A 25,112-nucleotide genomic window follows, 5' to 3' on the forward strand; every position below is an offset into this window, starting at 1 on the left:
CCTCCTGCAAAATCAGCGTTTGAGGATTTCCAGTCCTGCGACCGTCGTCGTCACGGCAAGCTCGGTGATGTCGTATTCGGCGACGCCGTGGAGGGTGAAGGGATCGGCGGCGACATAGGCCTCGATTGCGGCGCGGTCGCCGATTGCGAGGATCGCGCCGCCGGTGCGCGGCACCTTGCGGCCAGAGGCGAGGAACCAGCCCTTGGCCTAACCCTCCTTCACCCAGGCCATATGCGGCTCCATGTGCTTGTCGGCTTCGTCGTTGGATTTGAGATAGGTGAGGGAGAGAATGAACATGGTCAGTTCCTCAGAAGGTCGGCGCGGATCAGGCCGCGCAGCGAGTTGCCGGTATAAAGCGTGCCTGCATTGAGATCGGCAAGGGTGAGGCGGCCGACACGAGCCTTGCGCGCGCAGATGAGTTCGGTGCGCAGCACGCCGGCGAGCAGGCCGCAAGAAGTCGGCGGGGTGCGCAGCATGCCGTTCCCGTCGTCGAGGAAGATGGAGGTGATGGTACCCTCGCAGACTTCGCCGCGTTCGTTCAAGAGGATGACGTCATCGGCCTCGGCAGAGGTATATTCGGCGCGCGCGGCCTCGTAGACGGCGCGTCGCGTCGTCTTGAAACGCAGCAGCTTGTCGGTGGAGTCGAGACGGGTCTCGGCGATGCGGACGGTCCAGTTGGTGTCGGGCGCCAGCGGGACGAAAGCCGCGCTTGTCACCTCGATGCGGCCTTGGGCGTCGAAGGTCAGGCGGACGCGCAGCGGACCCGCGGCATTTGCAACGGCTGCGTCAAGCCTGGCCACCGCATCGATCGGTTGCTGGAAGCCGAGGCGACGGGCGGAGCGGGAAAGCCGGGCGAGATGCAGCCGCAGGCGGATGAAGCCGTCGCCGGGCTGCCAGCGCAGCGTTTCGATCAGCGAAAAATCGATCATCGCGCAATCCACTGGTCGCCGACGGCGAAGCGGGCCTTGAGCAGGCATTCCTCATATTCGGCCTCGGCTGTGGAATCAAAGACGATGCCGCCGCCGACGTTGAAGACGGCCCTGCCGCCGTCAAAAAGCGTGATGGTGCGGATGGCGACGGAAAAGCGCATGACGCCGCTTGGCGAGATCATGCCGATCGCACCGCAATAGGCGTCGCGGGGAGCATTCTCGAGCGCGTGCAGGATTTCCATCGCCCGCATCTTCGGCGCGCCGGTGATCGAGCCGCAGGGAAAGAGGGCGGCAAAGATGTCGCGGATCGAAAGGCCGGGGCCCAGCCTTGCCTGCACATGGCTGACCATCTGGTGGACGGTCGGATAGGTCTCGATGTCGAAGAGCTTCGGCACATCGAGCGTGCCGACTTCGGTGATACGGGAGATATCGTTGCGCAAGAGATCGACGATCATGCGGTTTTCCGCCTGCGTCTTGATATCGCGGCGCATGGCTTCGACGATTTCGGCATCTTCGGCGGCAGTGGCGCCGCGTTTCGCCGTGCCCTTCATCGGATGGGTCTCGATCCAGCCCTCCTCATCTGTGCGGAAGAAGAGTTCCGGTGAACGCGACAGGATGAGCGGACCGCCGAGATCGACCAGCGCGCCGTATTTGACCGGCTGGCGTTCGATCAGCGACCAGAAGGCGGCACGGGGATCGCCGTTCCAGCGGGCCTCGACCGGCATGGTGAGGTTCGCTTGATAGGCGTCGCCGAGCCGCAGATGCTCATGCAGGCGGTCGAAGCGCTCTTTATATAGAGGGAAATCCCAGGCGGCCTTCGGGGCGGTGAGGAATTCCTCGTTCTCAAGGCGCTGTTTCGCTTGGGCAAGCGGGTGTGTGTCCGGCTTCGGAGCATTGAAGACGCCGAAGGAGAGGAGCGGGGTTTCGCGGTTCTCGTTGGCGAAGGAGGCGAGTTTCTCCTCGAACAGATATCCGGCCTCGTAGGCCATGTAGCCGGCAAGCCATTTGCCCTCGGCCTTGGCCTCTTCCATCCTGAGAAGGCCGGCAAAGAATTCGTCGCGCGTTCGCGCGACGATGATCTCTGCCGGTTCGGTGAAAAGCATCACCTGGCCTGATGTGTCGTCGCGGAAGAGAATATAGGGGTCAGACATGATTGCGCCGCATCTTGCTTGGTTATCCGATGCTTGCGACGGTTCTGGGCTTTGACATGGCTGGCGATGCGAAGACTGCAGCAACACCCACTTCCCTCATTCCTGTGCTTGTCACAGGAATCCAGCCACGGCGCGTCTGCGCCGTGAATGACTCACTTCCGACAGACAAAGAGCCTCCCGCGCCCAATGACTTGGGCGCGCTGGATTCCTGTGACAAGCACAGGAATGAGGCAGAGGGGGCTGCTGTCATGGTTCCTCGTGGACGTTGCAGAATGCGGCCTGATAACTCACAACGACACTCGTTCGTTTCAAGTCTGGCCGAGCCTTACGCCCTATCCAAAGCCTCCAACTCATCGATTAGCCCCTCGATCATCGACAGGCCCTGGCTCCAGAACGACGGATCGGTGGCGTCCAGGCCGAAGGGCTTCAAAAGTTCCGAATGATGCTTGGTGCCGCCGGCCCTCAGCAGTTCGAAATACTTCTCCTGGAAGCCGGTCTCGGCCTTCTGGTAGACGGCGTAGAGCGAATTCACCAGGCAATCGCCGAAGGCATAGGCATAGACATAGAAGGGCGAGTGGATGAAGTGGGGGATATAGGCCCAATAGGTCTCATAGCCTTCCGAAATGCTGATCGCCGGCCCGAGGCTTTCCGACTGAACGGAGAGCCAGAGTTCGCCGATGTCGTCGGCTGTGAGTTCCCCTGCCTTGCGGGCGGTGTGCAGCTTGCGCTCGAACTCATAGAAGGCGATCTGGCGGACGACCGTATTGATCATGTCCTCGACCTTCTGGGCGAGCATCGCCTTGCGCTCGCGCTTGTCGCTGGTCTTTTCCAGAAGCGCGCGGAAGGTCAGCATCTCGCCGAAGACCGACGCCGTTTCGGCAAGTGTCAGCGGCGTCTGGCACATCAGCGCCCCTTGCGCGCCGGCGAGAACCTGGTGCACGCCGTGCCCGAGTTCATGGGCAAGCGTCATCACGTCGCGCGGCTTGCCCATATAGTTGACGAGCACATAGGGGTGGGCCGAGGGAACCGTCGGATGGGCGAAGGCGCCGGGCGCCTTGCCGGGGCGGACGGGTGCATCGATCCATAGTTCGTCGAAGAAGCGCCTGGCGATATCAGCCATCTCGGGGGCGAAATTGCCATAGGCCGAAAGCACCGTGTCCTTCGCCTCGGGCCAGGGAATAACGGCGCTGGAGGTTTCCGGCAGCGGCGCGTTGCGGTCCCAGAAATTCATCTGCTCCATGCCGAGCCATTTCGCCTTCATCTTGTAATAGCGGTGCGAAAGGCGGGGATAGGCTTCGCGGACGGCCGCGGCCAGCGCATCGACGACCTCGCGCTCGACACGGTTTGCGAGATGCCGGGAGTCGGCGATATCCTCGAAGCCACGCCAGCGGTCGGAAATATCCTTGTCCTTGGCAAGCGTATTGGTGATCAGCGTGAAGATGCGGATATTGGCCTTGAAGGTTGCCGCAAGCGCCATGGCCGCCTTGCGGCGGACGTCCGGATCCTTCTCCTGCAGCATGTTCAGCGCCACTTCGAGCGGCACTTTTTCGCCATCGATCTCATAGCGCAGTTCGGCCATGGTTTCGTCGAAGAGGCGATTGAAGGCGGCGGCCGATGTCATCGACTTTTCGAGGAAGAGCTGTTCCAGCCGGTCGTCGAGCTGGTAAGGCTTGTCTTTCCTGAGGTCGACCAACCAGGGGCGATAGTGGCCGGCGGCGGGGTCGTTGGCCATGCTCGCATCGATCACCGCGTCATCGATGCGGTTGAGTTCGAGTGCGAAAAACAGCAGGTGCCCGGAAAATTCGGTGATCTTGGTCTGCACGTCGCCGTAGAGCTTGCCGTTTGCCGGATCGGTGGTGTCGGAGAAATAGGTAAGGCCGGCGAAGGAACCGAGGCGGCCCATGATATCGTCCAGCGCCTCATACTCCTTCAGCGCCGCGCCGATGCCCTCAGTGCCGGTCTTCGTCGCGGCCTCGGCGAGTTTGCCCTTCCACTTCTCCTCAAAGGCGATAGCAGCCTTGCCGGCCTTTTCCATGTCAGCGACAAAGGCGGTCGAGGTGGCGGAGGGATAAAGATCCTGCAGCTTCCAGACCGGCAGATCGCCGAGCGCGGGATTGGCTGCCCCGGCTGGCGCTGCTGCCGACAAAAGAAGGCGGGCGTGCGGGAGCTCGATTTTCATGGGGCAATTCCTCTCCACTTTCATAACAGGTCTGTTTGAATAAGCGTGAGAAGGCGCCGCATCAAGGGCCTTTCGGCGCATGAAAGGCCTCGCTTCGGTACGAAAACGACCCGTTCCAATCGTTAAAATGCAATTATTTCTCAAAACAGGATGTTCAAGCCTTTCTGTCAGAGTGCGCTTCATGGTTTCGCATGAAGTGAGGCGACAATGACCGGTTACAATGAGCTCAAGGGAGCAGGGCAAATTCTCGTGGTCGAGGACGACCCCGTGCAGCGCCGCCTGCTCAAGAACGCAATCGAGCGTCACGGCCATGTCGTGCACCAGGCGGAAAACGGCCGCATCGGCCTGGAAATGGTCAAACGCGACAGCGGCCTTTTCAACGTCATCGTGCTCGACCTGATGATGCCGGAGATGACCGGCCTCGAATTCCTCGACGCACTTCATGAATTCGGCACACAGATCCCGGTCATCGTTCAGACCGGCCAGGGCGGCATCGAGACCGTGGTGCAGGCGATGCGCGCCGGCGCCTTCGATTTCGTCGTCAAGCCGGTTTCTCCCGAACGCATCGCCACATCGATCTCGAATGCGATGAAGCTCGATCAGCGCGAGGTGAAGGCGCGGGCCGGACGCCGGTCGCGGTCGGGCTCGGTCGGCTTCGACGACATCGTCTCGGCAAGCCCGGCGATGATCCGCGTCATCGATCTCGCCCAGCGGGCGGCGCAGTCCAACATTCCGGTCGTGCTCGAAGGTGAATCCGGCGTCGGCAAGGAACTGGTGGCGCGTGCCATCCAGTCCGGCGGCGACCGCGCGAACAAACCCTTCGTCACGGTCAATTGCGGAGCGATCCCGCACAATCTCGTCGAGAGCATTCTGTTCGGCCACGAGAAGGGCGCGTTCACAGGCGCGACCGAGCGCCATATCGGCAAATTCATGGAAGCCGACGGCGGCACCATCTTCCTCGACGAGATCGGCGACCTGCCGCTCGAGGTGCAGGTGAAGCTGTTGCGCGCCGTGCAGCAGGGCGAGATCGAGACCGTCGGTGCGCGGACCGCGCATAAGGTCAATGTCCGGCTGATCTCCGCGACGAACAAGGATCTGATCGAGGAGGTCAAGAACGGCCATTTCCGCGAGGATCTCTACTATCGCCTCAACGTCTTCCCGATCACGATCCCGGCGCTGCGCAAGCGCAAGGAAGATATTCCGCATCTGGTGCGCGTCTTTGCCGAACGCTTCTCCAGCGAGCAGAAGAATGGCCGCCGCATGACGGTCAACGCCGGCGCACTGGCGCTGCTGACCGCCTATGACTGGCCGGGCAACATCCGCCAGCTCGAAAATGCGATCTTCCGCGCAGTCGTTCTGGCCGAAGGGCCGGAGCTGACGGAAGGGGACTTCCCGCAGATCGCCGCCCAGCTTCCGGAATACGAAGTCGTGGATCACCTGGCGCTGGTCGCCGACAATACCGGCCTCGATCCCGACGACAGCTATGGGGAGGAGTTCAGGGCGTCGATCTCGGGAGAGGTGCACCACCGTCTGTCCGAAGTCTCCGAAAACGCGATCGCCAGCGTCAATCCGGCCGGCGATGTGCGCAGGCTTGCCGATGTCGAGGAGGAGCTCATCCGATTCGCGCTCAAATTCTATCGCGGGCAGATGAGTCAAGTGGCGCGCAAACTTGGCATCGGCCGGTCCACACTTTATCGCAAGCTCAAAGATTACGGCATAGACCCCGATAATCCCCAGAAAGATGCGGCTTAAGCGCTTTTTATTAAGACTAAGGCAACCACGATTTGTTACTGATCATAAACCACTTGTTAGTGGCTCGTTCACTATGTAAAGAAAAGGTTGATCATGTGTGGCATTTTTGCCATCGTGTGACCGCATTTGACAGTCATCTGAGACAGTACGGGACATTGTCTGTCTGACGGGGATCGAGTTGCCGAATCTGAATGGGAATTCCAAGCCTTCGCGCTTGAGCTGGCGTATGTTGTGCGCCGACATCTGCGGAAAGGCAGCAAGGACGGCAGCGGCCGCCCTTCTTGCGCTCGCGGTTTCCTCACCGGTATTCGTTAGTACACCTTCCGAGGCAGCGGGCGACACCCGCAGCCTCAAGCTTTATTTCATCCATACCGGCGAAAAAGCCGTCATCACGTACAAGCGCAACGGCAAGTTCGATCCCAAGGGTTTGGAGCAGCTGAACCGCTTCCTGCGCGACTGGCGCAAGAACCAGCCGACGAAGATGGACCCGCGCCTGTTCGACCTGATCTGGGAAGTTTATCGCCAGAGCGGTTCGCGGGATTATATTAACGTCGTCTGCGGTTTCCGTTCACCGGGTACCAACGAGATGCTCCGCGGCCGCTCGCGCAACTCGGGCGTTGCCGAAAAGAGCCAGCATATGCTCGGCAAGGCGATGGACTTCTTCATTCCGGACGTCAAGCTTGCGACATTGCGCGGGATCGGCATGAAAATGCAGGTCGGCGGCGTCGGCTTCTATCCGAAATCGGGCTCGCCCTTCGTGCATATGGATGTCGGCGGCGTCCGCGCTTGGCCGCGCATGAGCCGCGACGAATTGGTCCGGCTTTTCCCGAACGGCAACACCATTCATATCCCGGCTGACGGCAAGCCGCTGCCCGGCTATCAGCAGGCAATGGCCGACTATAAGCGCCGCGTCAGCGGTACGCAGATAGAAATCGCCAGCGCTTCCGAATCGGCGCCGAAGCATAAGACGCTGTTTGCTGCGCTGTTTGGCGGCGGAGCGGACGAGCAGGAAGACGATTCGGACGATTCGACGCCTGTTGCCGTCGCCAAGGCAACGCCGCCGAAGGCAGCGCCCGAGCCTGCTCCTGTCGAGCCGCAGCAGACCGAAGTCGCCGATCTGAACGCGCCGGTGCCGCAGGTTCGCCCGGCATTCAGCAATCAGCCGGCCGGCAGCGACGTGGCGAGTGCGCTCGTCGCACCGCCTTCGGGTAATGCCGCGCAACAGGCCCTTGTCGCGGCGCTTCCGGCCGATCAGGCCCAGCCGCAGCAATTCGCCGATCTCAGCGCCTATAGCATTCCGGTCCCCTCACTACTCGGCCAGCGCCGCGCGCCGGGCGATGCTGAGCTCGCATCGACCGATCCTGACATGCTGACCGGAATGCCGGTTCCGACGCCGGTCGAACGCCCTGCCGTCGCCGAGAACCTTCTGGCTGCGGCCAATGCCGATCCGGAAGCAGAGGCCGACGAGGCAGATCAGGACGGCGGACTATCTCCCGCCGTCGCCGATGCGCTCGACCAGCAGAACAAGGGTGGAGAAAACCAGGTCGCCGGGCATGCGCCTGAGATGACGGTGGAGCAGGCAATCAACGCCGCGATGACGCAAAAGGCGCCTGCCGCAAAACCGCCGCTTGAGCTCGCAGCCTTGGCGCCCATGACCAAATCGGCAAGCTTCGGCGACGGCTTTGATGAACCGGCCGCCGAAAACGCCGTGGCGCAGGGCCTGCCCACCAAGGGCGGCCGCCCGACGCACAAGGAAGCCGCCGCGGCGGACGCCAGCCGCGCGACGGTTCGCACCGAGCCGAAGCTGACGCAGAAGATGATTTCGCAGTGGGCGCTGACCAATGCCCGTCTGGAAATGGCCTCCAAGCAGGTGAAGGCGCCACGTTTCGTCAGCCAGACGATGCGCGCGCAGCCGACTACCGTTTATACCGAAGGTTTCAACGTCAAGACCGCTTCGGTCGACCCGGCCCGCTTCAGTGGCACGGCTGTTAACTTCATGGAAGTGCGCAAGTTCAACACAAACTGAGCCGGCCATCATGAAATATCGAAAACCGTCGGGGCGATCCGGCGGTTTTCCTTTTTGGCTGCTTCGACCAGCGGCGGACAGCCATTATGGCTGTGCAGCCTAAAGCGCGTCGCAGCAAACTTGATTCATTCGACGCGCTTCAGCTCTTTGTTTTGATGCATATCGTTATCCCGGAACCGCTGCACACTTCCGGGCGACATGCATTGGGCAAAAGAAAAGCCGCCGGGCGGTCCGGCGGCTTGTCGACATATCAGCAATGAAGGGCGGATCAGCCTTCCGGCGGCGACTCGATCATGCCGAGTGCGTGCAGGTAGGTGTCGAGGATCGCTTCCTCTTCCATGCGCTCCTGCTCGTCCTTCTTGCGCAGCGCCACGACCTTCTTCAGAATCTTGGTATCGAAGCCCATTCCCTTGGCTTCGCCATAGACGTCCTTGATGTCGTCGGCGATGGTCTTCTTTTCTTCTTCCAGCCGTTCAATGCGCTCGATGAAAGCGCGAAGCTGGTCGCGGGCGACGCCATGAGCATCAGACATCGTGTTCTCCTGATTGGGGATGATCAATTTGAAGGCACGTGACTGCCGCGAAGCGGCGTCACGGTCAAGCCTGTTCGGGGTCGGCCAGGCTATTTGTTTGGGTTGTTCAGTTCAAAAGCAGCCTTTTGCACAGGTGAGGCCTCGTTCTGGTGGAGTTTTTTCCAGTCCTCGTAGGGCATGCCGTAGACCATCTCGCGCGATTCGTCTTTGGTGACGGGCGCGCCGTCGGCCTCGGCTGCCTCGCGATACCAGTTCGACAGGCAGTTGCGGCAAAAGCCGGCGAGGTTCATCAGGTCGATATTCTGCACGTCGCTGCGCTCGCGAAGATGCGCGACAAGGCGGCGGAATGCGGCGGCCTCGAATTCGGTCTGCTGTTGTTTGCTGAGCGCGGTCATCTCGCTCTCCTTTCAATAGGGGCCTGTGCGCGAGACGTGGACGTCGTATTCGTGCAAGGCGGGATCAGCGTTCATTGCCGCAAAGATCGGCGCGAGGCGCTCGGCCCATGCCGCTATGCCGGCCTCGTCTGCAATCAGGTCCTGACGGACTTCGAGCAGCGCATGCGGAATGCCGGTGATCATGCAGTGGCGGTACATGGTATCGCCCTTCAGTGCGCCATCATAGGGTTCGTTGTCGCCGACGATAAGATCGGGATCGGCGCGCAGCATGTTCAGTAGCGGGCCGACGGCGCGATGATCGCTGTCCCAAAGCACGGCGGCGTGCCAGGGGCGGGGAATACCTTTCCAGGCGGGCGTGAAGGAGTGCAGCGACAGCACCAGCGGCGCCTTCCCGGTGGCGTTCGCCACCCTGTCGATCGTTGCGGCGACGGCGTGGTGATAGGGGCGATGGAAGGTTTCGATGCGGTTCTCCCACTCCTGCGGCGTGATCGGATGATTGCCGGATATGACGGCGCCGTCGGAGATTTTCATGATCAGGGTCGGATCGTCTTCGCCGCGGTTCGGGTCGATCAGCAGGCGCGAGAAGCCGCCGAGCACCGCGGGTACGCCGAGGCTTTCCGAAAGCTGCCGCGTCAGGCCCTCGATGCCGATGTCATAGGCGATGTGGCGGGTGAAGGCCGCCTCCGGCAGGCCGAGCCGGCCATAGTGTGCGGGAAGGCGGTTCACCGCGTGATCTGCGAGGATCACCATGCCTTTGTCATGTTTGCCGGATAGGATTTCGAAGGATTGGAAGTCGTCCATCAGGAATTGCCGTTCGTCATTGCGCAGTCGGGCAGTGATCGCATGCGTCCGCGCCAGGTTCAAGCGCCGCAGGCGGACAGAGGTTGAGCCGACCCTCGACGGGCGGTTTGTGAAAGGAAATATAATCGATTAGCATTGCGTTGACTTTCGCTTGACGGCGGCGCAAGAAGACAAGCATACGAATAACCGTGGAGCTATTTGGGAGCCGTGTTGATCCAAGCCGCGCCAAGTTTCCTCACGCGGTCCGGACCGCTGGTCCGTCTCGCTCTGTTTGCACTTGCAGCCTTTATGCCGTTCTTCATCGCAGATGCCGCGCGCGCCGATTTTCGCGTCTGCAACGGAACGCAAAATCTCGTCGGCGTGGCGATCGGCTATCGGGCCAAGGACGGCTGGATGACGGAAGGCTGGTGGCAGGTGCCGGCAACGACCTGCGCCGTGTTGATCGAGGGAGAATTGCAATCGCGTTATTATTACCTCTACGCAGAGGACGCCGCCCGGGGAGGACGATGGACGGGGGACGTGCAGATGTGCGTGGCGGAAAACGAGTTCAAGATCTCGGGTGTGCAGGATTGTTATGCCCGCGGTTACCAGAAGATGGGTTTCAAGGAATATGACACGGGCCGCCAGGGCAGCTGGATGGTTCAACTCTCCGACACCCCAGGGACGCAAGAAAGCCAGAATTGATGAAGCGTAATCGCAAAATTAAAATCCTCGCCACCCTCGGGCCCGCCTCCGCTGAGGAATCGATGATCGAGAAGCTGCATCAGGCCGGCGCCGATGTCTTCCGCATCAATATGAGCCATGCGAGCCACGATGTGATGCGTACGCTCATCCAGCGCATCCGCTCGGTCGAGGCGCGCTCCGGCCGGCCGATCGGCATTCTCGCCGACCTGCAGGGACCGAAACTGCGAGTCGGCAAGTTCGTCGACAGCAAGGTCGACCTGAAACCCGGCCAGACCTTCACGCTCGACAACAACGAAGCGCTCGGCGACCAGAACCGCGTCTATCTGCCGCATCCCGAGATCCTGGAATCGGTGCAGCCCGGCCACCGCCTGCTGATCGACGACGGCAAGCTCGCGCTGCGCGCCGAAAAATGCGATGGCAAAAGCATCGTTACCACCGTTATTTCGGGCACGCGCATCTCCGACCGCAAAGGCGTCAGCCTTCCCGACACGCTGCTCGGCGTCGGTGCGCTGACGGACAAGGACCGCGCCGATCTCGACGCCGTGCTTGCCACCGACGACGTCGACTGGGTGGCGCTTTCCTTCGTGCAGCGTCCTGACGACCTTGCCGAAGTGCGCAAGATCGCCCGCGGCCGTGTCGGCCTGATGTCGAAGATCGAAAAGCCGCAGGCTCTCGAGCGTATCGAGGAAATCATCGAGCTTTCCGATGCCTTGATGGTCGCTCGCGGCGATCTCGGCGTCGAAATGCCGCTCGAATCGGTTCCCGGCATCCAGAAGCAGTTGATCCGCGCCTGCCGCCGTTCGGGCAAGCCGGTGGTCGTCGCCACGCAGATGCTGGAATCGATGATCTCGGCGCCGGTGCCGACGCGCGCGGAAGTTTCCGACGTCGCAACCGCCGTCTTCGAAGGCGCCGATGCCGTCATGCTCTCGGCCGAGTCGGCCTCGGGGGACTATCCGGTCGAAGCCGTTTCGACCATGGCGTCGATTGCCACCGCCATCGAGCGCGAGCCGCATTATCCGGGCATCATCTATGCCCAGCGCGCCCAGCCGGAAGCGACTGGTGCCGATGCGATCTCGCTCGCTGCGCGCCAGATCGCCGAGACGCTGAAGCTGTCAGCGATCGTCTGCTACACCTCGTCGGGCACGACAGGCCTTCGCGCCTCACGTGAGCGTCCGCAGGTGCCGATCCTGGCGCTGTCGCCGATCATCAAGACGGCACGCCGTCTTGCCGTCGTCTGGGGCCTGCATTGCGTCGTCACGCATGACGCGACCGATCTCGACGACATGGTCAACCGCGCCTGCCGCATCGTCGCCGACGAAGGCTTCGGCAAGCCCGGCGACCGCATCATCATCTCGGCCGGCGTGCCGCTCGGCACACCCGGCGCCACGAATATGATCCGCATCGCCTATATCGGTTCCGACGGCCAGAGCGGCATCTGATCCGATCGCATCCCTTCGAAAGCCCGCCGCCTCAAAGAAGCGGCAGGCTTTTTCGTTGATGGCCGGGGCATTGCCAAGGGCGCCGGTGCATGCAAGTTTCCTCCCCTATAGCGCTAAAGCGCGTCGCGATCTTTCAGATTCGCTTGTCACGCTTTAGGTCTTTGTTTTTGCCCATGTCTTTATCGCAAAACCGCTGCACACTTTTGCGAGACATGCTCTAGGTTCGGAGGGATCATCATGGATATCGTTACGCTTATGGCTTTTGCAGCCGTTTCCTTTGTCGGTATCGCCACGCCGGGCCCGACAGTGCTGCTGGCGCTGACCAACGGTTCGCGGCATGGCCTCCGCCGGGCAATGGCCGGCATGATTGGTGCCGTCCTCTCCGATTTCGTGCTGATCGGTGCTGTGGCGGTGGGGCTCGGTGCGCTGCTGGCGGCATCGGAATTCTGGTTCTCGATGCTGAAATGGGCCGGTGCCGCCTATCTCGCCTTTCTCGGCATCATGCTGCTGCGCTCGAAGGGCGGGATCGATGCGGCGTTGAAAGCAGGTGCGCCGGCGGGGACGACGTCGACTTTCTCGATCGGGCTGAAGAGCTTCATGGTCGCGGCGACCAATCCGAAGGGCTATTTGTTCTTCTCGGCCTTCCTGCCGCAGTTCATCGATCCGGCGCTGCCGCAGGTAACGCAATATGGGCTGCTCGCGCTCACCTTTGCCGTGCTCGATTTCCTCATTATGTTCGGCTACGCCTTCTTCGGCTCGCAGGCGGTGCGTTTCCTGAAAACCTCGGGCGCCCTATGGCTGGAGCGCGCCTGCGGCGGCGCGCTGCTGGCGCTTGCCGGCTCGCTCGCCCTTTATCGCCGGGCAACCGTTTGAGTTCAGGTTCGAGGCAGGGATAGGTGACCGAGGCGATAGGCCTGCATGTGCTCGCCGCACTCGGGGATTTCTCGCCATAGCCTGAAGCGCACCCGCGTCCATGTCGTCGGCTCGAAACCGCGGATGGAGGCGAGGGCGCCTGCCCGAACCTCTGCTTCAGCCTCAGCGCTTTCGGCGTCGCGAATATCGGCAAGCGGCGCATACGGCTCCATTTGCAGGATCTCGCGGGTGGCAAACCTGGCAGCGGCAATATCGGGCGAGACTTCCGCCTGCCAGACGATCCAGGTTTTTACCTGCGGCCAACCGAAGGCGCCGGCGAGCGTTTGGAAAGCGGGGCCGCAGAGGAAGTCGCTTGCCCCTTGCGGCTTTTGCCAGAGGTAGAAGGGCGCATAAAGATTGTCGGGGCTGGCGAATTCGCCATGGCGGGCGCTGAGATAGGCCTTGAAGCCGAGATTGGGGAAACCGTCGAGCAGCGGTCCCTTGTCGCGGATGCGGCGGTCGATGATCGACATGTCGTAATCGGCGGGCAGGGTGAAGCTGTATTGCATGGCGATCATGATCGTGCCTCCACCGGCTGCAACCATTCGACGATGCTGCCGTTTTCCGTTGCTTGAATGCTGAGATAGCCGAAGGGACTGTCATGGGCCGCGCCATGCCAGTGACGCTCGCCGGCCGCAAACCAGACAGCGTCGCCGGCGCGCAGTTCCGCGACGGGACCACCCTCGCTCTGCGCCAGCCCATGACCCGAAAGCACATAGAGCAACTGGCCCCGAGGGTGCGTATGCCAGCGGGTGATGGTCCCGGGATCGAGTGTGGCGCGCATGGCCGTGTTTTCGCCATCGGCGCTGCCTTCGAGCAGCATCTCGACCCAGAAAGGCGCCGTGGCGACACCCTCCGGCGAGCGCACCGCCCTTCCGGGGCGGCTGACCGTCATGGCCTTCGGGTTCAAAGCGCTCATCGTTGGCCTCCGGCCGCCCGCAGCCGCCAATCGGGGTCGGTCATCTGGGCGATGCCGTTGCCGAAGGACCAGTCTTCCGGGGCACTAGTGCTGATGACGATCATCACATCCTCGGGCCGGAGGCCCGGTGACTGCGCCAGCAGATCGGCGAGCCGCCGATAGAGCGCCGCCTTCATCTCGACCGTGCGGGGCCGGCCGATGGTGATCGAGATATAGACGAAATCGTTTGAGCGCGGCCCGGCAAGATAGCTGCTGTCGAAGATCAGCTCGTTTTCATCATGCTGATGGATGGCCTGAAAGCGGTCGTTTTCCGGCACGTCGAAGGTTTCGACCAGGGCGCGCTGGATGGTGTCGGCGAGTGCCGTAAGATACTCCGGCGACTTGCCTCTGCGGAGAGAAATGCGAACGAAGGGCATCGGGGGCTCCATGGTTTGGGCCGTTCGTCGGCCTTGACAACAGCACCATCGCACGACACGATGGTACCGAAAATCAGAATTTTATGAACTGATAATCCTAAAAAATGGGATTGTATGATGCGACGGACGATCTTCGATCTCGATGTGCTTCGAGCCTTTTCGACCGGCATGGAACTCGGCAATTTCGCCAAGGCGGCCGAAAAGCTCGGACGTTCAACCTCGGCGGTGAGCGCGCAGCTGAAGAAGCTGGAGGAACAGGCGGGCACGCCGATCTTCCGCAAAGTGGGGCGCGGGCTGGCGCTCACCGATGCCGGCGAGACGATGCTCGGTTATGCCAGGCGGCTGCTGGAGTTGAATGACGAGGCGGCTGCGGCCGTGCACAGCATCGAGCTGGAAGGCTGGGTGCGGCTCGGCCTGCAGGAGGATTTTGGCGAGACCCTGCTGCCGGAGGTGCTCGGCCGCTTCGCGCGGGCGCATCCGAAGGTCCGCATCGAGGCGCGGGTGGTGCGCAATGTCGAACTGCTTGAGCGCGTCACCTCAGGCAAGCTTGATCTGGCGCTCGCCTGGAGCGACGGTACGGTGACGGCACATTGCGACCGGATCGGCGAGGTGCCGATGCGCTGGATCGGGCCTGTCGAGAGATCGCCCGGCTGGCATGCGGCAAGTGGCGAGCCGATACCGCTCGCCTCGCTGGAGGCGCCGTGCCTGATGCGCAGTGCGGCGACCCGGGCACTTGACGAGGCCGGCATTTCCTGGCGTCTCGCCTTCGTCAGCTCCAGCCTCGGCGGCCTCTGGGCAGCGGCGGCTGCAGGCCTCGGCATCACTATCCGCACACCGATCGGATTGCCGGCAAAGGTCCGGCCGCTGGCGCCGGAGACGATCGGCTTGCCTGATTTGCCGAAGCTCGGGCTGGTCCTGCATCGGGCCGAAGCCGAACCGCAGCCGGCGGCGTCCCGGCTTGCCGAGCTCGTGCTGCAGTCGGTGAATGGCGCGCTTCGCGGGACGGCGGCCTGACATTGCCGCATTGACCCTTCGATCGCGTGGCTATAGCTTCGGACTGCTATGAAGACGATCACTCTCAATATCGCTACGGCCTTCTTCTTGAGCCTTTAAAGCTCTGCCTTCGGGCATCGGAAGATGCGGCCGCTTGCCAACCTTCGCGGCTGGCGCGTTGCCGTGGACTGCAACCACCCTGCATCTGGCCAAGGAAAGAGCCAGCAGGATTGGCGATAGAGAGATATTTCATGACATCGAATGTTTACCCACCGGCGCTGAGCGCCGCGCAGATCGAGCAATTCATCGAGGATGGCTTTATCCGGATCGACGAGGCTTTTCCCCGCGAATTGGCCCAGGAAGCTCGTGCCATCATGTGGTGCGATATTCCCTTCGATGCGGATGATCCAAGGACATGGACGCAACCGGTCGTGCGGCTTGCCGGTTATGGTGGAGGCCCGTTCGAGAAAGCTGTCAACACACCGGTATTGCATTCGGCGTTCGACCAGCTTGTCGGCAGAGGGCGCTGGGAGCCACGCACCGGGCTTGGCAGTTTCCCGGTGCGCTTTCCCCATCCGGACGATCCCGGCGATGCCGGCTGGCATGTCGATCTGAGCTTTCCCGATGGGGGTTCCGATCCGAACGAGCAGCGGGACTTTTCCGCCTGGCGGGTGAATATCACCTCGCGCGGACGGGCGCTGCTGATGCTTTTCCTGTTCTCGGATGTCGGGGAAGAGGATGCGCCGACCCGCATCCGTATCGGCTCGCACAAGGATGTCGCGCGCCTTCTGGCACCGGCGGGTGAGGCGGGTATGGCCCATCTCCGGCTGGAGCATGTCGGTGAAGCCCGGCCGCTGGCCTTGGCGACGGGGCAGGCCGGCACGGTCTATCTGTGCCATCCATTCCTGATCCATGCAGCACAAAAGCATGGCGGCAATGAACCGCGCTTCATGGGACAGCCCGGCCTTGCACCGTCCGAACCGCTTCGGCTTGAGCGGAAGGACGGCGTCTATTCGCCGGTCGAGATAGCAATCCGCCGGGCGCTTCACTCCATCTGACGGTTGAATGCGGCATTCGGCTCAAGAGAGCCGGATGCCTCACGATGCCCTCAGCCGAAGCGTTCCAACGCCATGGCGAAGATATCTGCATCGACATTGCCGCCGGAGGTGACGGCGACCACCGTGTCGCTTTCCAGCGCCTCGCCATGGAAGAGGGCGGCGGCGAGCGCCACCGCGCCGCCCGGCTCGACCACGATCTTCAGCCTGACGAAGGCGAGCGCCATGGCGCGCAGCGCCTCTTCGTCGGTGACGACGATGCCGGCGCCGGCGAGGCGCTTGAGGATCGGGAAGGTGATATTTCCCGGCTGCGGCGTGACGATCGCATCGCAGATAGAGCCTGATATCGCCACGTTGCGCTCGATCCTGCCGGAGGCGAGCGAGCGGGCGGTGTCGTCGAAATCCTTGGGCTCGCAGGGCCGGACGCGAAAGCCGGGGGCGCTGGCTTCAAGCGCGAGCGCGATGCCGGAGGTCAATCCGCCGCCCCCGCAGGGCACGAGGACTTCGGCTGATGTCACGCCTTCCTCTTCCGCCTGCTCGGAGATTTCGAGGCCGGTCGTGCCCTGGCCGGCGATGACAAGCGGTTCGTCGAAGGGCTTGATCAGCGTCAGGCCGCGCTCGGCCGACAGCCTCGCGCCGATCTCGTCGCGGTCCTCGTTGACGCGGTCGTAGAGCACCACCTCGGCGCCGAAGGCGCGGGTGTTGGCGATCTTCAGCTTCGGCGCGTCGCTCGGCATGATGATGACGGAGGGCACATTGTGCAGCTTGGCGGCAAGGGCGACACCCTGGGCATGGTTGCCGGAGGAAAACGCGATAACGCCCTTCGCGCGCACTGCCGGATCGAGGCCGGAGACGGCCGACCAGCCGCCGCGAAACTTGAACGAGCCGGAATGCTGCAGGCATTCGGCCTTCACGAACAGACGCCGGCCGGCGATCTCGTTCAGGAAGGGAGAGGAGAGAAGCGGCGTGCGCCTCGCGTGGCCGCGCAGACGGGCGCGGGCGGCGACAATCATTTCAATGCTGGCCATTCGGGAATCGTCCTGCTTGCGGGTTCGCTCATGCTTAGGGCGCGGCCAGCCATTTGTGAACGGCGACTTTGTCACCGTGACATGAATGGCCTGTCGCATTTGCCGCCCGCTGCTGGCGACCGTCAGTAGCCGTTCGCCGAGCCTTCCGCCGCGCGGCTGTCCATGGCGCCGTTATAGCGCGCACCACCGCCCTTTTCGATGGCGGCGAGGCTTTTGCCGCCGACGAGGATGCCGGCGGCCTGGCCCCAGAGCGGCGCATCATTGCCGCCGTCGAAGCTGTAGCCCATGGCGGCGAGGGTCTTTTCCGTATCGGGCGAAATTGCATAGGGTTCGAGATAGACCTTGTCGGGCTGCCATTGATGGTGGATACGCGGCGCATTCACCGCCTGGCTGATATCCATGCCGAAATCGACGACGTTCAGGATCGCTTCCAGCGTGATGGTGATGATGCGCGAGCCGCCGGGGCTGCCGATCACCATGAAGGGCTTGCCGTCCTTGGTGACGATCGTCGGGCTCATCGAGGAGAGCGGTGTCTTCTTCGGAGCGATGGCGTTCGCCTCGCCCTGGACGAGGCCATAAAGGTTCGGCACGCCGGGCTTGGAGGTGAAATCGTCCATCTCGTTGTTGAGCAGGACGCCGGTGCCGGGCGCGACGACCGCGGCGCCGAAAGACCCGTTCAGCGTATAGGTGACGGCGACCGCATTGCCCTCGTCGTCGATGATCGAATAATGCGTCGTCTCGGTGCTTTCCTTGCCGCCGAGCGGTTTAAGGTTGGCCGACGTGCCGGCCTTGTAGGGATCGATCTTGGCAGCGATCTCCTTGGCATAGGTCTTGTCGATGAGCTTTGCGACGGGGTTCTCGACGAAATCGGGATCGCCGAGCGCAGCGTTGCGGTCGACATAGGCGTAGCGCATGGCCTCGACCATCACATGCGCGGTGTCGGCCGAGCCGTAGCCCAGGTAGGAAAGCGGATAACCTTCCAGAACGTTGAGGATCTCGCAGATTATGACACCGCCGGAGGAAGGCGGCGGCGAGGAGATGATGTCGTAACCGCGATAATTACATTCGACCGGCTTCAACTCGCGCACGGCATATTGCTCGAAATCTTGCCTGGCGAGGATACCGCCCTTGGCCTGGCTTGCCTTGACGATCGCCTCGGCGGGCGCAGCCTTGTAGAAGGCGTCAGGACCTTTTTCGGAAATGGCCGCCAGGACCGCGGCAAGGTCGGGCTGCTGGAGCTTTTCACCCGATGCATAGGCTTTGCCATCGGGTTTCAGGAAAATCTTCGCCGCCGCCTCGTCCTTGGCGAGCCGTTTGGCGCTGCCGGCGAAACTTGCGGCATCGCCCTGTTCCAGCGTGTAGCCTTCCCTGGCGAAACGAAGTGCCGGTGCGATCAGATCCTGGCGCGGCTTTGTGCCGTATTTCTCGCGCGCGGTTTCGAAGCCCATGACGGAACCGGGAACGCCGACGGCAAGATAGCCGTCGAGGCTGGCGCGCGGCACGATATCGCCTTTGGCATCGAGATACATGGTCTTCGTGGCGGCAAGCGGCGCGCGTTCGCGGAAATCGAGGAAGGTCTTGGTGCCGTCCTTCAGGCGGATGGTCATGAAGCCGCCTCCGCCGAGATTGCCGGCCGAGGGATAGACGACCGCCAGCGCATAGCCGACGGCGACGGCTGCATCGACGGCATTGCCGCCGCCCTTCAGCACCTCGACGCCGACATCGGTCGCCAAATGCTGGGCGGTGACGACCATGCCGTGCTCGGCCTCGACAGGCGCGGGCGAGGCGGCGAAGGCCGACGTCAGGCTCAGCGACAGTGCCGAAATGACGGAGATCGTGCCGATATGCAGGCGGTCCATGATTTCCCCTCCTATGGACAATGATGGAAAACATATGGGGCTGCGACGGCCCGAGGCAATGCAAGGGATTAGCTTTAGGCAAGAAGCTCGGCGAGTTTCCGGTTGGTGTCTTCATCGTCCAGCGGCGTGTAGACAACGAGCTTCATCTCCGGCCGGCTCGTCAATGTCAGCCCTGTATGCTCGAAGCACATGCGGCCTTTAACCGGATGATCGATGCGCTTGATACCCGACAGCGGGCTGACGACCTCGTGGCGCTGCCACCAATCACGAAATTCAGAGCTTGCCTGTTTCAGCAGTGCGATTAGGCGCTCGAAATCCGGATCACCGGCATAACGCGCGCTGTCGGCGCGAAACATCGCCAGTGAGACGCGGGCAACCGCCTCCCAATCGACGAGCAGCCGGCGATGCGCCGGGTCGGCGAAGAGGCGATGCATAGTGTTGCGCTCGTCACGGTCGAGTGTGTCATAACCACCGAAGAGTACTTCGGCGGCGCGGTTCCAGGCGAGCACATCCCACCGGCGGCCAAGCACATAGGCCGGTTGGTGGGTGAGGTTGGCGAGCATGCGCTTCAGCGGTTCGTCGACGAATTCGGGCGCGCTGGATACTGTCTGCGCCGTCTGGCGGTCGTTGAGGGTGAAGAGATGTTGGCGCTCGGCCTCGTCGAGGTGCAGCGCATCGGCAAGGGCATTGAGCACCTGTGCCGAGGGTCTGATGTCACGGCCCTGTTCCAGCCATGTGTACCAGGTGGTGCCGACGCCGGCGAGCATGGCGAGTTCCTCACGCCTCAGACCTGGCGTGCGCCGGCGAAAACCCTCCGGCAAGCCGACTTCGGACGGCGCCAGCCGCTCGCGACGAGAACGCAGGAAGGCTGCGAATTCACGGCGGCGGGCTTCGAATGTATCGGCTCTCTGGTCCATGCCGGGGATCATATCAGTATTGATACCAGGATAAAAATGGAACTGTTTGACATTTCCAGGCGGCGCATGATGCAGGCGTCGCGGGTGATTGAAGCGCCTGCGGCTCGACTGGAACAGGATGATTTTAGGCCCGGTCGGCCTAAAGTCTGAATCCTGTTCTAAATTCAAGAGTTAGAGCATGATGTCGTCCAAAAACCGCTCATACTTTTCGGCATCATGCTCTAATCAAGGAGCAGCATCATGTCTTTACAGCATGTCGTCGTCATCGGCGGTTCTTCCGGCATCGGCCTTACTACGGCGAAACTACTTTTGAAACAGGGATATACGGTCACCATTGCGGGCCGTGATGGTGACAAACTTGCCGCGGCAAAAGCATCGCTCGACGGTGATCTGCGCAGGCCTCGTGCTCGATGCGGCGAAGCTATCCGCACTCGGGAAGGCTTTTTCCGGGATCGGCGCGTTCGATCATCTGGTGCTGGCGATGGGCAGCGGTCACGGCGCCGGGCCTTTTGCTACACTCGACATGGCTGATCTGCTGGCCGGGTTCCAGACCAAGCTCATTCCGCATGCCGCGGCAGCCCAGGCGGCGCTGCCGTTGTTGCAGCCGGGCGGCAGCATCACCTTCGTTTCGGCGGTCAGTGCGCAGGCCGCGATGCCCGGTACGGCTGGGCTTGCTGCCGTCAATGCCGGCATCGAGGCAATGGTGCCGGTGCTGGCCGCCGAATTGAAGCCGTTGCGTGTCAACGGCGTTTCACCTGGGGTCATCGATACGCCGTGGTGGAGTTTCCTGCCCTCGGAGCAGCGTGACAACGTCTTTGCGGACTTCGCCAGCCGCACGCCGGTCGGTCGCGTCGGCAGGCCGGAGGATATCGCGGAGGCGATCGCCTTCCTGATCGGAAACGGCTTCATGAGTGGCCACGTGATCACCTGCGACGGCGGTGTGCGTCTCAGCGCCTGATGCGGGTTTCGGTGTTGCTGCCGATGGTTTCACCGGCGGAAACTCGAGCCGTAGAGGTTATGCGCCGTGAAGGGCGCCTGGCCGCAACGATGGCACGGCTGCAAGCGTTCGATCGCGTGATGCGGCGGCGAGCCTCTCTTCGGCCCGGCGCGCGATCGCCTGCAGGTCGCGCGGCATGCCGGCGATCTTCTCGATGGCGGCAATGGCGACATCGGTTGCGAGATAATCCGGCTTGTGGCCGACGCCGCGAACGGTGATGAGTTCGGAGCCTGCTATATCACGGGCCAGGCCGCGTGAATGCAGGTGCTCCCAGACGATCTCGTCACTGTCGCCTGTGATGATGACGGTCGGCGCGGTGATCTGAGAATAGCGCGGCGACTGTTCCTTCACATAGGCAAGCAGTCTCTTGAAATCGGCGGCATTGTTGTGGAAAGCGTCGGGCCGCAGCACCAGCGAGGGACCGGTCCTTTCGATGTAATCGGCGGGGCGCGGATTGGGGTGGAAGACGTTCCGCGTTCCGCGTTCCAGCCGGCTGAGACCGAGCGGCACGACGATCGCGTGGTTGAAGAGCCAGCCGAGGACCGGCACGGTTGCGACGTGATAATACCAGTCGATGCCGCCCGGCCAGGGGTGGGTGGCGGGGGCGAGGAAAAGCAGGCCCGAGGTCTTGTCGGGATGGCGCAGACCGAAAGCGGCGGTGATTGCGCCGCCGAAGGAATGGCCGACGATGACAGCTTTTTCGATGCCGCGCTTTTCCATCAGGCTGGCGATCGCATCGGCCTGACCGGAAGGGACAGCGTTGTCAGGGCCGCCGCGTTCGGAATAACCGTGGCCGGGACGATCGACGAAGAGCATCTCGGCCCGGCCTTCGAGTGCTGCGCGAAAGGCGACGACCTGGTCGAGCAGATTGCCGCTGGCGCCGTGAATGAAGACGAGGGCCGGCAGGTCGGCGCCTTCGGGACGCTCGATATGGACGGCATTCATGCGGTAGCCGCCGACATCCGTCAGTTCGCCGATATTCGGATAGGTCTGTTCGAATTGCCGCGCCTTGTAGGAGGAGTAACCGATAGCGGCGGCGAGCGGGGCGAGAAGAGCGGAAACTTCTGCAAGCATGATCTTAACGGGCGATAGTTGCGGCGGTTTTGCCGAGAGCGGACGCGCTGCGTCGTTTCCCGTCTAAAGTTCTAAATTGCGCGGCTTGGCCGGAGGTCAAGATCAACGCCCGAGGATCAGGTGCGGTTGCCGGCAAGTTTTTCAGCAAGCGTGTTGACCTGTTCCTGCGCGGTGCGTTCGGCGGGGTAGATGTCAAGAAAACGCTCCCAGGCCTTCAAGGTCAGCTGGTCGTTGCCGGAATTGCTGAGGATCGCCGCCATGCCGGAGAGCGCGCCGAAATGGCGCGGCTCGAGATCGAGCACCCGTTCGATATCGGACATCGACTTGCGATAATTGCCCATGACGAAGTTCAGCGTCGCGCGGCGGTTCCAGCTTTCGGCATAATCGGGTTTCAGCGCGATCGCCTCGTCAAGGAAATCGAGGGCGGCGGGATTGCGCTTTTCCTCGATCGCCTTGTCGGCCCACTGCATCAGCAGATTGATCGTGGCGCTGCCGGAATCGTTCCATTCGATGCGGATCTCATTGGCGATGCCGCTGGCTTTGTCGGGGTCGCGCTCGCGTTTCAGCTGGCTGAAGAGTTGGTCGAGGTGCTGTTTCGGCGAATTGTTGGCATCCGCCGGCTCGACGATAACCTCCTTTTTCGTGGCGGCGGCCGGCTTTTCCGCGGCGGCGGCCGGAAAGGAGGAGGTGAGCAGAATGAGGGCAAGCGGCAGCGCCGCTGATGTCAAAGCAAAAAAGCGCATGGCGGGCATATTAGCCCGCCAGCGCCGAAGATCAAACAAATTTGACGTGATCACCGCAGCGACCCACCGGATATATCCGCCAGCGCAAGCTCACGCGGCAGGGCGATCCGGACGCGCGAAATCAGCCCTGACGAGCCTTGAAGCGCGGGTTCAGCTTGTTGATGATGTAGATGCGGCCCTTGCGGCGAACCAGACGGTTGTCACGGTGACGAGCCTTGAGCGACTTGAGCGAATTCTTGATCTTCATTTTTCTGATCCGCGATCTCTATGGGGGAATTCACATTCGCCCGTATCTTTTAACAATCAAAAGCGCGCCATCGGGCGCGCTGTTTAGGTGGGGGAGCAGATACCCCGTCACCTTTTCCGTGTCAACCACATGAAGGTGTTTTTCCCAAGGCAACGGGGTGTTTTCTCAGGCCAAAACCGGCGATTTCGGCGTCAAGGTGGTGACATGGCCCATCTTGCGGCCGGGGCGCCACTCGGTCTTGCCATAGAGATGAACCAGTGTATCGGGGCGCCGCAGCCAGTCCGGAACGGCAAGAATATCGTCGCCGATCAGGTTCTGCATGACGCAGTCGGAATGGCGCTCGGCATTGCCGAGCGGCAGGCTGGCGACGGCGCGAATATGCTGCTCGAACTGGCTGACGACGCAGGCGGCTTCCGTCCAGTGACCGGAGTTGTGAACACGCGGCGCCATCTCGTTGGCGATCAGACCGCCATCGGCAAGCACGAAGAATTCGATGCCGATGACGCCGACATAATTCAATGCGGCAAGGATTTTCTCGGCCGATTGCCGCGCGGCGTCCGCCGCCGGCGCAGAGATCGCAGCGGGAACCGTCGAGGTGTGGAGGATGCCGTTGCGGTGGACATTCTCGGCGGGATCAAAGCAGACGACCGTTCCGTCGCTGGCGCGGGCGGCGATGATCGAGACCTCGCGCTCGAAGGCGACGAAGCTTTCGAGGATGAGCGGCACGCCGCCAAGGGCTGCATAGGCGCCATCCGGGCTGTCTGCCGCCGAGCGAAAAACCTTCTGGCCCTTGCCGTCATAACCGAGACGGCGGGTTTTCAGCACGCCTTGGCCGCCGAAATCTTTCAGTGCCGTCTCAAGATCGGCCTGGCTGTCGATCGTGTGGAAGCGGGCAGTGGTTATGCCGCAGCCATTGAGAAAGCGCTTCTCGACCAGGCGGTCTTGGGCGGCTTCCAGCGCCTTCGGCGGCGGATAGACGGACACGCTCGCCGAGAGCCTTTCGGCTGCTGCGACGGGCACGTTTTCGAATTCGTAGGTGACGACGTCGCATATGTCGGCGAGTTCGGCCAGCGCAGCCGGATCGTCATAGGCGGCGGTAATCTGCCGGTTGGCGAGCTGGGCGGCCGGGCAGTTGGCCTGCGGCTCGAGGATGACCGTGCGAAAATTCAACCTGGCGGCGGCAATGGCCAGCATGCGGCCGAGCTGGCCGCCGCCGATGATCCCGATCGTTCTTGCCGTCATAGATCGTCCATCGGGTATTCGGCGACGGCAGCACTCTGGCGCTCGCGCCATTCGTCTAGCCGGTCGGCGACTTCTTCGTCGGAAAGGGCAAGCACCGCGGCGGCGAGAAGGGCGGCGTTGACCGCGCCGGCCTTGCCGATGGCGAGCGTACCGACAGGAATGCCGGCCGGCATCTGCACGATGGAAAGCAGGCTGTCCTGGCCGGACATGGTTTTGGACTGGACCGGCACGCCGAAGACCGGCAGCGGCGTCATCGCGGCGGTCATACCCGGCAGGTGGGCGGCGCCGCCGGCGCCTGCGATGATGACCTTGAAGCCCTCCGCGCGCGCGCCCTTGGCGAAATTGACCAGCCGGTCGACTGTGCGGTGCGCCGAAATGATGCGCGCGTCATAGGGAATTTCCAGCGCCTCGAGCGTGTCGGCTGCGTTTTTCATGGTCTCCCAGTCGGACTGGCTTCCCATGATGATGGCGACGGGTGGTCTGTCTGTCATCGTTGCTGCTCTTCCCTCTCAGGCGATGATGTCAGGGATGATCTGATCTTCCAGCTTGGAGAGCTTGTCCTTGATAACGAGTTTTTTCTTTTTCATGCGCTGGATCCGCAGAGCATCGCATCCGGTTAGGATCATGGCATTGATCGCGGCGTCGAAATCCTCGTGCTCCTGGCGCAGCCGCGCCACGGTGAGCCTGATTTCCGCCTGTTCCTGATCGGCCATATGCATTCCCCGTTATCGTCCCCGGACTTTGTCCGATCTGCCGATGATTTCCGCAAGCTCCTATCACCAAATACGGGTAACGGCTAGTTAGTCTTGATCATGAAATTGC

25 protein-coding genes and 2 pseudogenes are annotated in these 25,112 nt (G+C 62.2%); 8 read left to right on the top strand and 19 right to left on the bottom strand.

What is annotated here, in order from left to right; genetic code table 11:
* Positions 1-12: 12 nt before the first annotated feature.
* The 4 genes and pseudogenes from OS035_RS15550 to OS035_RS15565 form a co-directional block, all read right to left on the bottom strand.
* Positions 13-297, bottom strand: a pseudogene (locus OS035_RS15550) (YciI family protein).
* A 2-nt stretch (positions 298-299) separates the two neighbouring features.
* Complete coding sequence (locus OS035_RS15555; protein WP_183778635.1) at positions 300-929, bottom strand: aminotransferase class IV family protein; 630 nt, start codon at positions 927-929, stop codon at positions 300-302.
* On the bottom strand, positions 926-2,080 hold the full coding sequence (locus tag OS035_RS15560; protein ID WP_331813854.1) for an aminodeoxychorismate synthase component I: 1,155 nt from the start codon (positions 2,078-2,080) through the stop codon (positions 926-928). Before OS035_RS15560 ends, OS035_RS15555 begins: the two co-directional genes overlap by 4 nt.
* A 325-nt stretch (positions 2,081-2,405) precedes the next feature.
* Complete coding sequence (locus OS035_RS15565; protein WP_183778639.1) at positions 2,406-4,259, bottom strand: M3 family oligoendopeptidase; 1,854 nt, start codon at positions 4,257-4,259, stop codon at positions 2,406-2,408.
* Positions 4,260-4,466: 207 nt separating this feature from the next.
* Between OS035_RS15565 and OS035_RS15570 the strand changes: the two genes are divergently transcribed.
* Together OS035_RS15570 and OS035_RS15575 are read left to right on the top strand one after the other, a co-directional pair.
* The gene (locus tag OS035_RS15570; RefSeq protein ID WP_183778641.1) at positions 4,467-6,011 is read left to right on the top strand and encodes a sigma-54-dependent transcriptional regulator; all 1,545 of its coding nucleotides are present in this window, start codon (positions 4,467-4,469) and stop codon (positions 6,009-6,011) included.
* Positions 6,012-6,189: 178 nt separating this feature from the next.
* Entirely contained in the window at positions 6,190-8,037 is a 1,848-nt protein-coding gene (locus OS035_RS15575) for a DUF882 domain-containing protein (protein WP_097628767.1), read from the top strand.
* Positions 8,038-8,305: 268 nt separating this feature from the next.
* Here OS035_RS15575 and OS035_RS15580 read toward each other — a convergent pair whose 3' ends face one another.
* The 3 genes from OS035_RS15580 to OS035_RS15590 all read right to left on the bottom strand — a co-directional run bounded on the left by OS035_RS15580 (position 8,306) and on the right by OS035_RS15590 (position 9,765).
* Positions 8,306-8,569: a DUF2312 domain-containing protein gene (locus tag OS035_RS15580; protein WP_003585771.1), complete on the bottom strand. Its 264-nt coding sequence runs from the start codon at positions 8,567-8,569 to the stop codon at positions 8,306-8,308.
* An 89-nt stretch (positions 8,570-8,658) separates the two neighbouring features.
* Positions 8,659-8,964 (bottom strand): DUF1244 domain-containing protein, encoded by a 306-nt coding sequence (locus tag OS035_RS15585; protein ID WP_097628768.1) that lies wholly within the window; start codon positions 8,962-8,964, stop codon positions 8,659-8,661.
* A 12-nt stretch (positions 8,965-8,976) separates the two neighbouring features.
* Positions 8,977-9,765 carry an N-formylglutamate amidohydrolase gene (locus OS035_RS15590; protein ID WP_183778645.1) on the bottom strand — a complete coding sequence of 263 codons (789 nt, stop codon included), beginning with the start codon at positions 9,763-9,765 and terminating at the stop codon, positions 8,977-8,979.
* Positions 9,766-9,963: 198 nt separating this feature from the next.
* On the opposite strand from OS035_RS15590, the gene OS035_RS15595 reads away from it, so the two are divergent.
* From OS035_RS15595 to OS035_RS15605, 3 genes are all read left to right on the top strand, one after another.
* On the top strand, positions 9,964-10,449 hold the full coding sequence (locus tag OS035_RS15595) for a DUF1036 domain-containing protein (protein ID WP_088930282.1): 486 nt from the start codon (positions 9,964-9,966) through the stop codon (positions 10,447-10,449).
* Positions 10,449-11,888, top strand: a complete 1,440-nt coding sequence (gene pyk / locus OS035_RS15600) for a pyruvate kinase (protein WP_003585763.1) — start codon at positions 10,449-10,451, stop codon at positions 11,886-11,888. The genes OS035_RS15595 and pyk overlap by 1 nt, the downstream gene beginning before the upstream one ends.
* A 237-nt stretch (positions 11,889-12,125) precedes the next feature.
* Positions 12,126-12,761, top strand: coding sequence for a LysE family translocator (locus tag OS035_RS15605; RefSeq protein WP_183778647.1), 636 nt, complete (start codon positions 12,126-12,128; stop codon positions 12,759-12,761).
* Positions 12,762-12,763: 2 nt separating this feature from the next.
* Here the strand turns inward: OS035_RS15605 and OS035_RS15610 are convergent, their stop codons facing one another.
* Genes OS035_RS15610 through OS035_RS15620 form a run of 3 tightly spaced genes read right to left on the bottom strand, consistent with a single transcriptional unit; the run spans position 12,764 to position 14,135 of the window.
* Positions 12,764-13,318, bottom strand: a complete 555-nt coding sequence (locus OS035_RS15610; protein ID WP_331813855.1) for a DUF4865 family protein — start codon at positions 13,316-13,318, stop codon at positions 12,764-12,766.
* Complete coding sequence (locus tag OS035_RS15615) at positions 13,315-13,719, bottom strand: cupin domain-containing protein (RefSeq protein WP_097628770.1); 405 nt, start codon at positions 13,717-13,719, stop codon at positions 13,315-13,317. The genes OS035_RS15610 and OS035_RS15615 overlap by 4 nt, the downstream gene beginning before the upstream one ends.
* A complete protein-coding gene (locus OS035_RS15620; protein ID WP_310807946.1) occupies positions 13,716-14,135 on the bottom strand; it encodes a tautomerase family protein in 420 nt (139 codons plus the stop codon). Before OS035_RS15620 ends, OS035_RS15615 begins: the two co-directional genes overlap by 4 nt.
* A 117-nt stretch (positions 14,136-14,252) precedes the next feature.
* Between OS035_RS15620 and OS035_RS15625 the strand changes: the two genes are divergently transcribed.
* Positions 14,253-15,149: a LysR substrate-binding domain-containing protein gene (locus OS035_RS15625; protein WP_183778653.1), complete on the top strand. Its 897-nt coding sequence runs from the start codon at positions 14,253-14,255 to the stop codon at positions 15,147-15,149.
* Positions 15,150-15,379: 230 nt separating this feature from the next.
* Complete coding sequence (locus OS035_RS15630; RefSeq protein ID WP_183778655.1) at positions 15,380-16,186, top strand: phytanoyl-CoA dioxygenase family protein; 807 nt, start codon at positions 15,380-15,382, stop codon at positions 16,184-16,186.
* A gap of 50 nt (positions 16,187-16,236) precedes the next feature.
* Here the strand turns inward: OS035_RS15630 and OS035_RS15635 are convergent, their stop codons facing one another.
* The 3 genes from OS035_RS15635 to OS035_RS15645 all read right to left on the bottom strand — a co-directional run bounded on the left by OS035_RS15635 (position 16,237) and on the right by OS035_RS15645 (position 19,999).
* Positions 16,237-17,211 carry a threonine ammonia-lyase gene (locus OS035_RS15635; RefSeq protein WP_097628773.1) on the bottom strand — a complete coding sequence of 325 codons (975 nt, stop codon included), beginning with the start codon at positions 17,209-17,211 and terminating at the stop codon, positions 16,237-16,239.
* Between the two features lie 122 nt (positions 17,212-17,333).
* The gene (gene ggt, locus OS035_RS15640) at positions 17,334-19,070 is read right to left on the bottom strand and encodes a gamma-glutamyltransferase (protein WP_097628774.1); all 1,737 of its coding nucleotides are present in this window, start codon (positions 19,068-19,070) and stop codon (positions 17,334-17,336) included.
* Positions 19,071-19,144: 74 nt separating this feature from the next.
* On the bottom strand, positions 19,145-19,999 hold the full coding sequence (locus OS035_RS15645) for a helix-turn-helix transcriptional regulator (RefSeq protein ID WP_183778657.1): 855 nt from the start codon (positions 19,997-19,999) through the stop codon (positions 19,145-19,147).
* Between the two features lie 228 nt (positions 20,000-20,227).
* On the opposite strand from OS035_RS15645, the pseudogene OS035_RS15650 reads away from it, so the two are divergent.
* A pseudogene (locus OS035_RS15650) lies at positions 20,228-20,945 on the top strand (SDR family oxidoreductase).
* A gap of 57 nt (positions 20,946-21,002) precedes the next feature.
* Here OS035_RS15650 and OS035_RS15655 read toward each other — a convergent pair.
* The 6 genes from OS035_RS15655 to OS035_RS15680 form a co-directional block, all read right to left on the bottom strand.
* Entirely contained in the window at positions 21,003-22,058 is a 1,056-nt protein-coding gene (locus OS035_RS15655) for an alpha/beta fold hydrolase (protein ID WP_097628775.1), read from the bottom strand.
* A gap of 116 nt (positions 22,059-22,174) precedes the next feature.
* Positions 22,175-22,810, bottom strand: a complete 636-nt coding sequence (locus OS035_RS15660) for a tetratricopeptide repeat protein (RefSeq protein WP_097628776.1) — start codon at positions 22,808-22,810, stop codon at positions 22,175-22,177.
* A 112-nt stretch (positions 22,811-22,922) separates the two neighbouring features.
* Entirely contained in the window at positions 22,923-23,048 is a 126-nt protein-coding gene (ykgO, locus tag OS035_RS15665) for a type B 50S ribosomal protein L36 (protein ID WP_003566454.1), read from the bottom strand.
* A gap of 165 nt (positions 23,049-23,213) precedes the next feature.
* On the bottom strand, positions 23,214-24,290 hold the full coding sequence (locus tag OS035_RS15670) for a 5-(carboxyamino)imidazole ribonucleotide synthase (protein WP_097628777.1): 1,077 nt from the start codon (positions 24,288-24,290) through the stop codon (positions 23,214-23,216).
* Positions 24,287-24,781 (bottom strand): 5-(carboxyamino)imidazole ribonucleotide mutase, encoded by a 495-nt coding sequence (gene purE, locus OS035_RS15675; RefSeq protein ID WP_097628778.1) that lies wholly within the window; start codon positions 24,779-24,781, stop codon positions 24,287-24,289. The genes OS035_RS15670 and purE overlap by 4 nt, the downstream gene beginning before the upstream one ends.
* A gap of 18 nt (positions 24,782-24,799) precedes the next feature.
* Positions 24,800-25,003, bottom strand: coding sequence for a YdcH family protein (locus OS035_RS15680; protein WP_097628804.1), 204 nt, complete (start codon positions 25,001-25,003; stop codon positions 24,800-24,802).
* Positions 25,004-25,112 lie beyond the last annotated feature (109 nt).

This window comes from Rhizobium sp. 268 (genome assembly GCF_036571585.1).
Lineage (GTDB): Bacteria > Pseudomonadota > Alphaproteobacteria > Rhizobiales > Rhizobiaceae > Rhizobium > Rhizobium redzepovicii.

Coding starts and splice junctions, on each gene's coding strand:
- OS035_RS15615 (WP_097628770.1), bottom strand. CDS start 13,719: ATGAGCGCTTTGAACCCGAAGGCCATGACGGTCAGCCGCCCCGGAAGG.
- OS035_RS15620 (WP_310807946.1), bottom strand. CDS start 14,135: ATGCCCTTCGTTCGCATTTCTCTCCGCAGAGGCAAGTCGCCGGAGTAT.
- ykgO (WP_003566454.1), bottom strand. CDS start 23,048: ATGAAGATCAAGAATTCGCTCAAGTCGCTCAAGGCTCGTCACCGTGAC.
- OS035_RS15560 (WP_331813854.1), bottom strand. CDS start 2,080: ATGTCTGACCCCTATATTCTCTTCCGCGACGACACATCAGGCCAGGTG.
- OS035_RS15570 (WP_183778641.1), top strand. CDS start 4,467: ATGACCGGTTACAATGAGCTCAAGGGAGCAGGGCAAATTCTCGTGGTC.
- OS035_RS15590 (WP_183778645.1), bottom strand. CDS start 9,765: ATGGACGACTTCCAATCCTTCGAAATCCTATCCGGCAAACATGACAAA.
- OS035_RS15625 (WP_183778653.1), top strand. CDS start 14,253: ATGCGACGGACGATCTTCGATCTCGATGTGCTTCGAGCCTTTTCGACC.
- OS035_RS15555 (WP_183778635.1), bottom strand. CDS start 929: ATGATCGATTTTTCGCTGATCGAAACGCTGCGCTGGCAGCCCGGCGAC.
- OS035_RS15680 (WP_097628804.1), bottom strand. CDS start 25,003: ATGGCCGATCAGGAACAGGCGGAAATCAGGCTCACCGTGGCGCGGCTG.
- OS035_RS15670 (WP_097628777.1), bottom strand. CDS start 24,290: ATGACGGCAAGAACGATCGGGATCATCGGCGGCGGCCAGCTCGGCCGC.
- pyk (WP_003585763.1), top strand. CDS start 10,449: ATGAAGCGTAATCGCAAAATTAAAATCCTCGCCACCCTCGGGCCCGCC.
- ggt (WP_097628774.1), bottom strand. CDS start 19,070: ATGGACCGCCTGCATATCGGCACGATCTCCGTCATTTCGGCACTGTCG.
- OS035_RS15635 (WP_097628773.1), bottom strand. CDS start 17,211: ATGGCCAGCATTGAAATGATTGTCGCCGCCCGCGCCCGTCTGCGCGGC.
- purE (WP_097628778.1), bottom strand. CDS start 24,781: ATGACAGACAGACCACCCGTCGCCATCATCATGGGAAGCCAGTCCGAC.
- OS035_RS15580 (WP_003585771.1), bottom strand. CDS start 8,569: ATGTCTGATGCTCATGGCGTCGCCCGCGACCAGCTTCGCGCTTTCATC.
- OS035_RS15660 (WP_097628776.1), bottom strand. CDS start 22,810: ATGCCCGCCATGCGCTTTTTTGCTTTGACATCAGCGGCGCTGCCGCTT.
- OS035_RS15655 (WP_097628775.1), bottom strand. CDS start 22,058: ATGCTTGCAGAAGTTTCCGCTCTTCTCGCCCCGCTCGCCGCCGCTATC.
- OS035_RS15645 (WP_183778657.1), bottom strand. CDS start 19,999: ATGATCCCCGGCATGGACCAGAGAGCCGATACATTCGAAGCCCGCCGC.
- OS035_RS15585 (WP_097628768.1), bottom strand. CDS start 8,964: ATGACCGCGCTCAGCAAACAACAGCAGACCGAATTCGAGGCCGCCGCA.
- OS035_RS15605 (WP_183778647.1), top strand. CDS start 12,126: ATGGATATCGTTACGCTTATGGCTTTTGCAGCCGTTTCCTTTGTCGGT.
- OS035_RS15565 (WP_183778639.1), bottom strand. CDS start 4,259: ATGAAAATCGAGCTCCCGCACGCCCGCCTTCTTTTGTCGGCAGCAGCG.
- OS035_RS15610 (WP_331813855.1), bottom strand. CDS start 13,318: ATGATCGCCATGCAATACAGCTTCACCCTGCCCGCCGATTACGACATG.
- OS035_RS15630 (WP_183778655.1), top strand. CDS start 15,380: ATGACATCGAATGTTTACCCACCGGCGCTGAGCGCCGCGCAGATCGAG.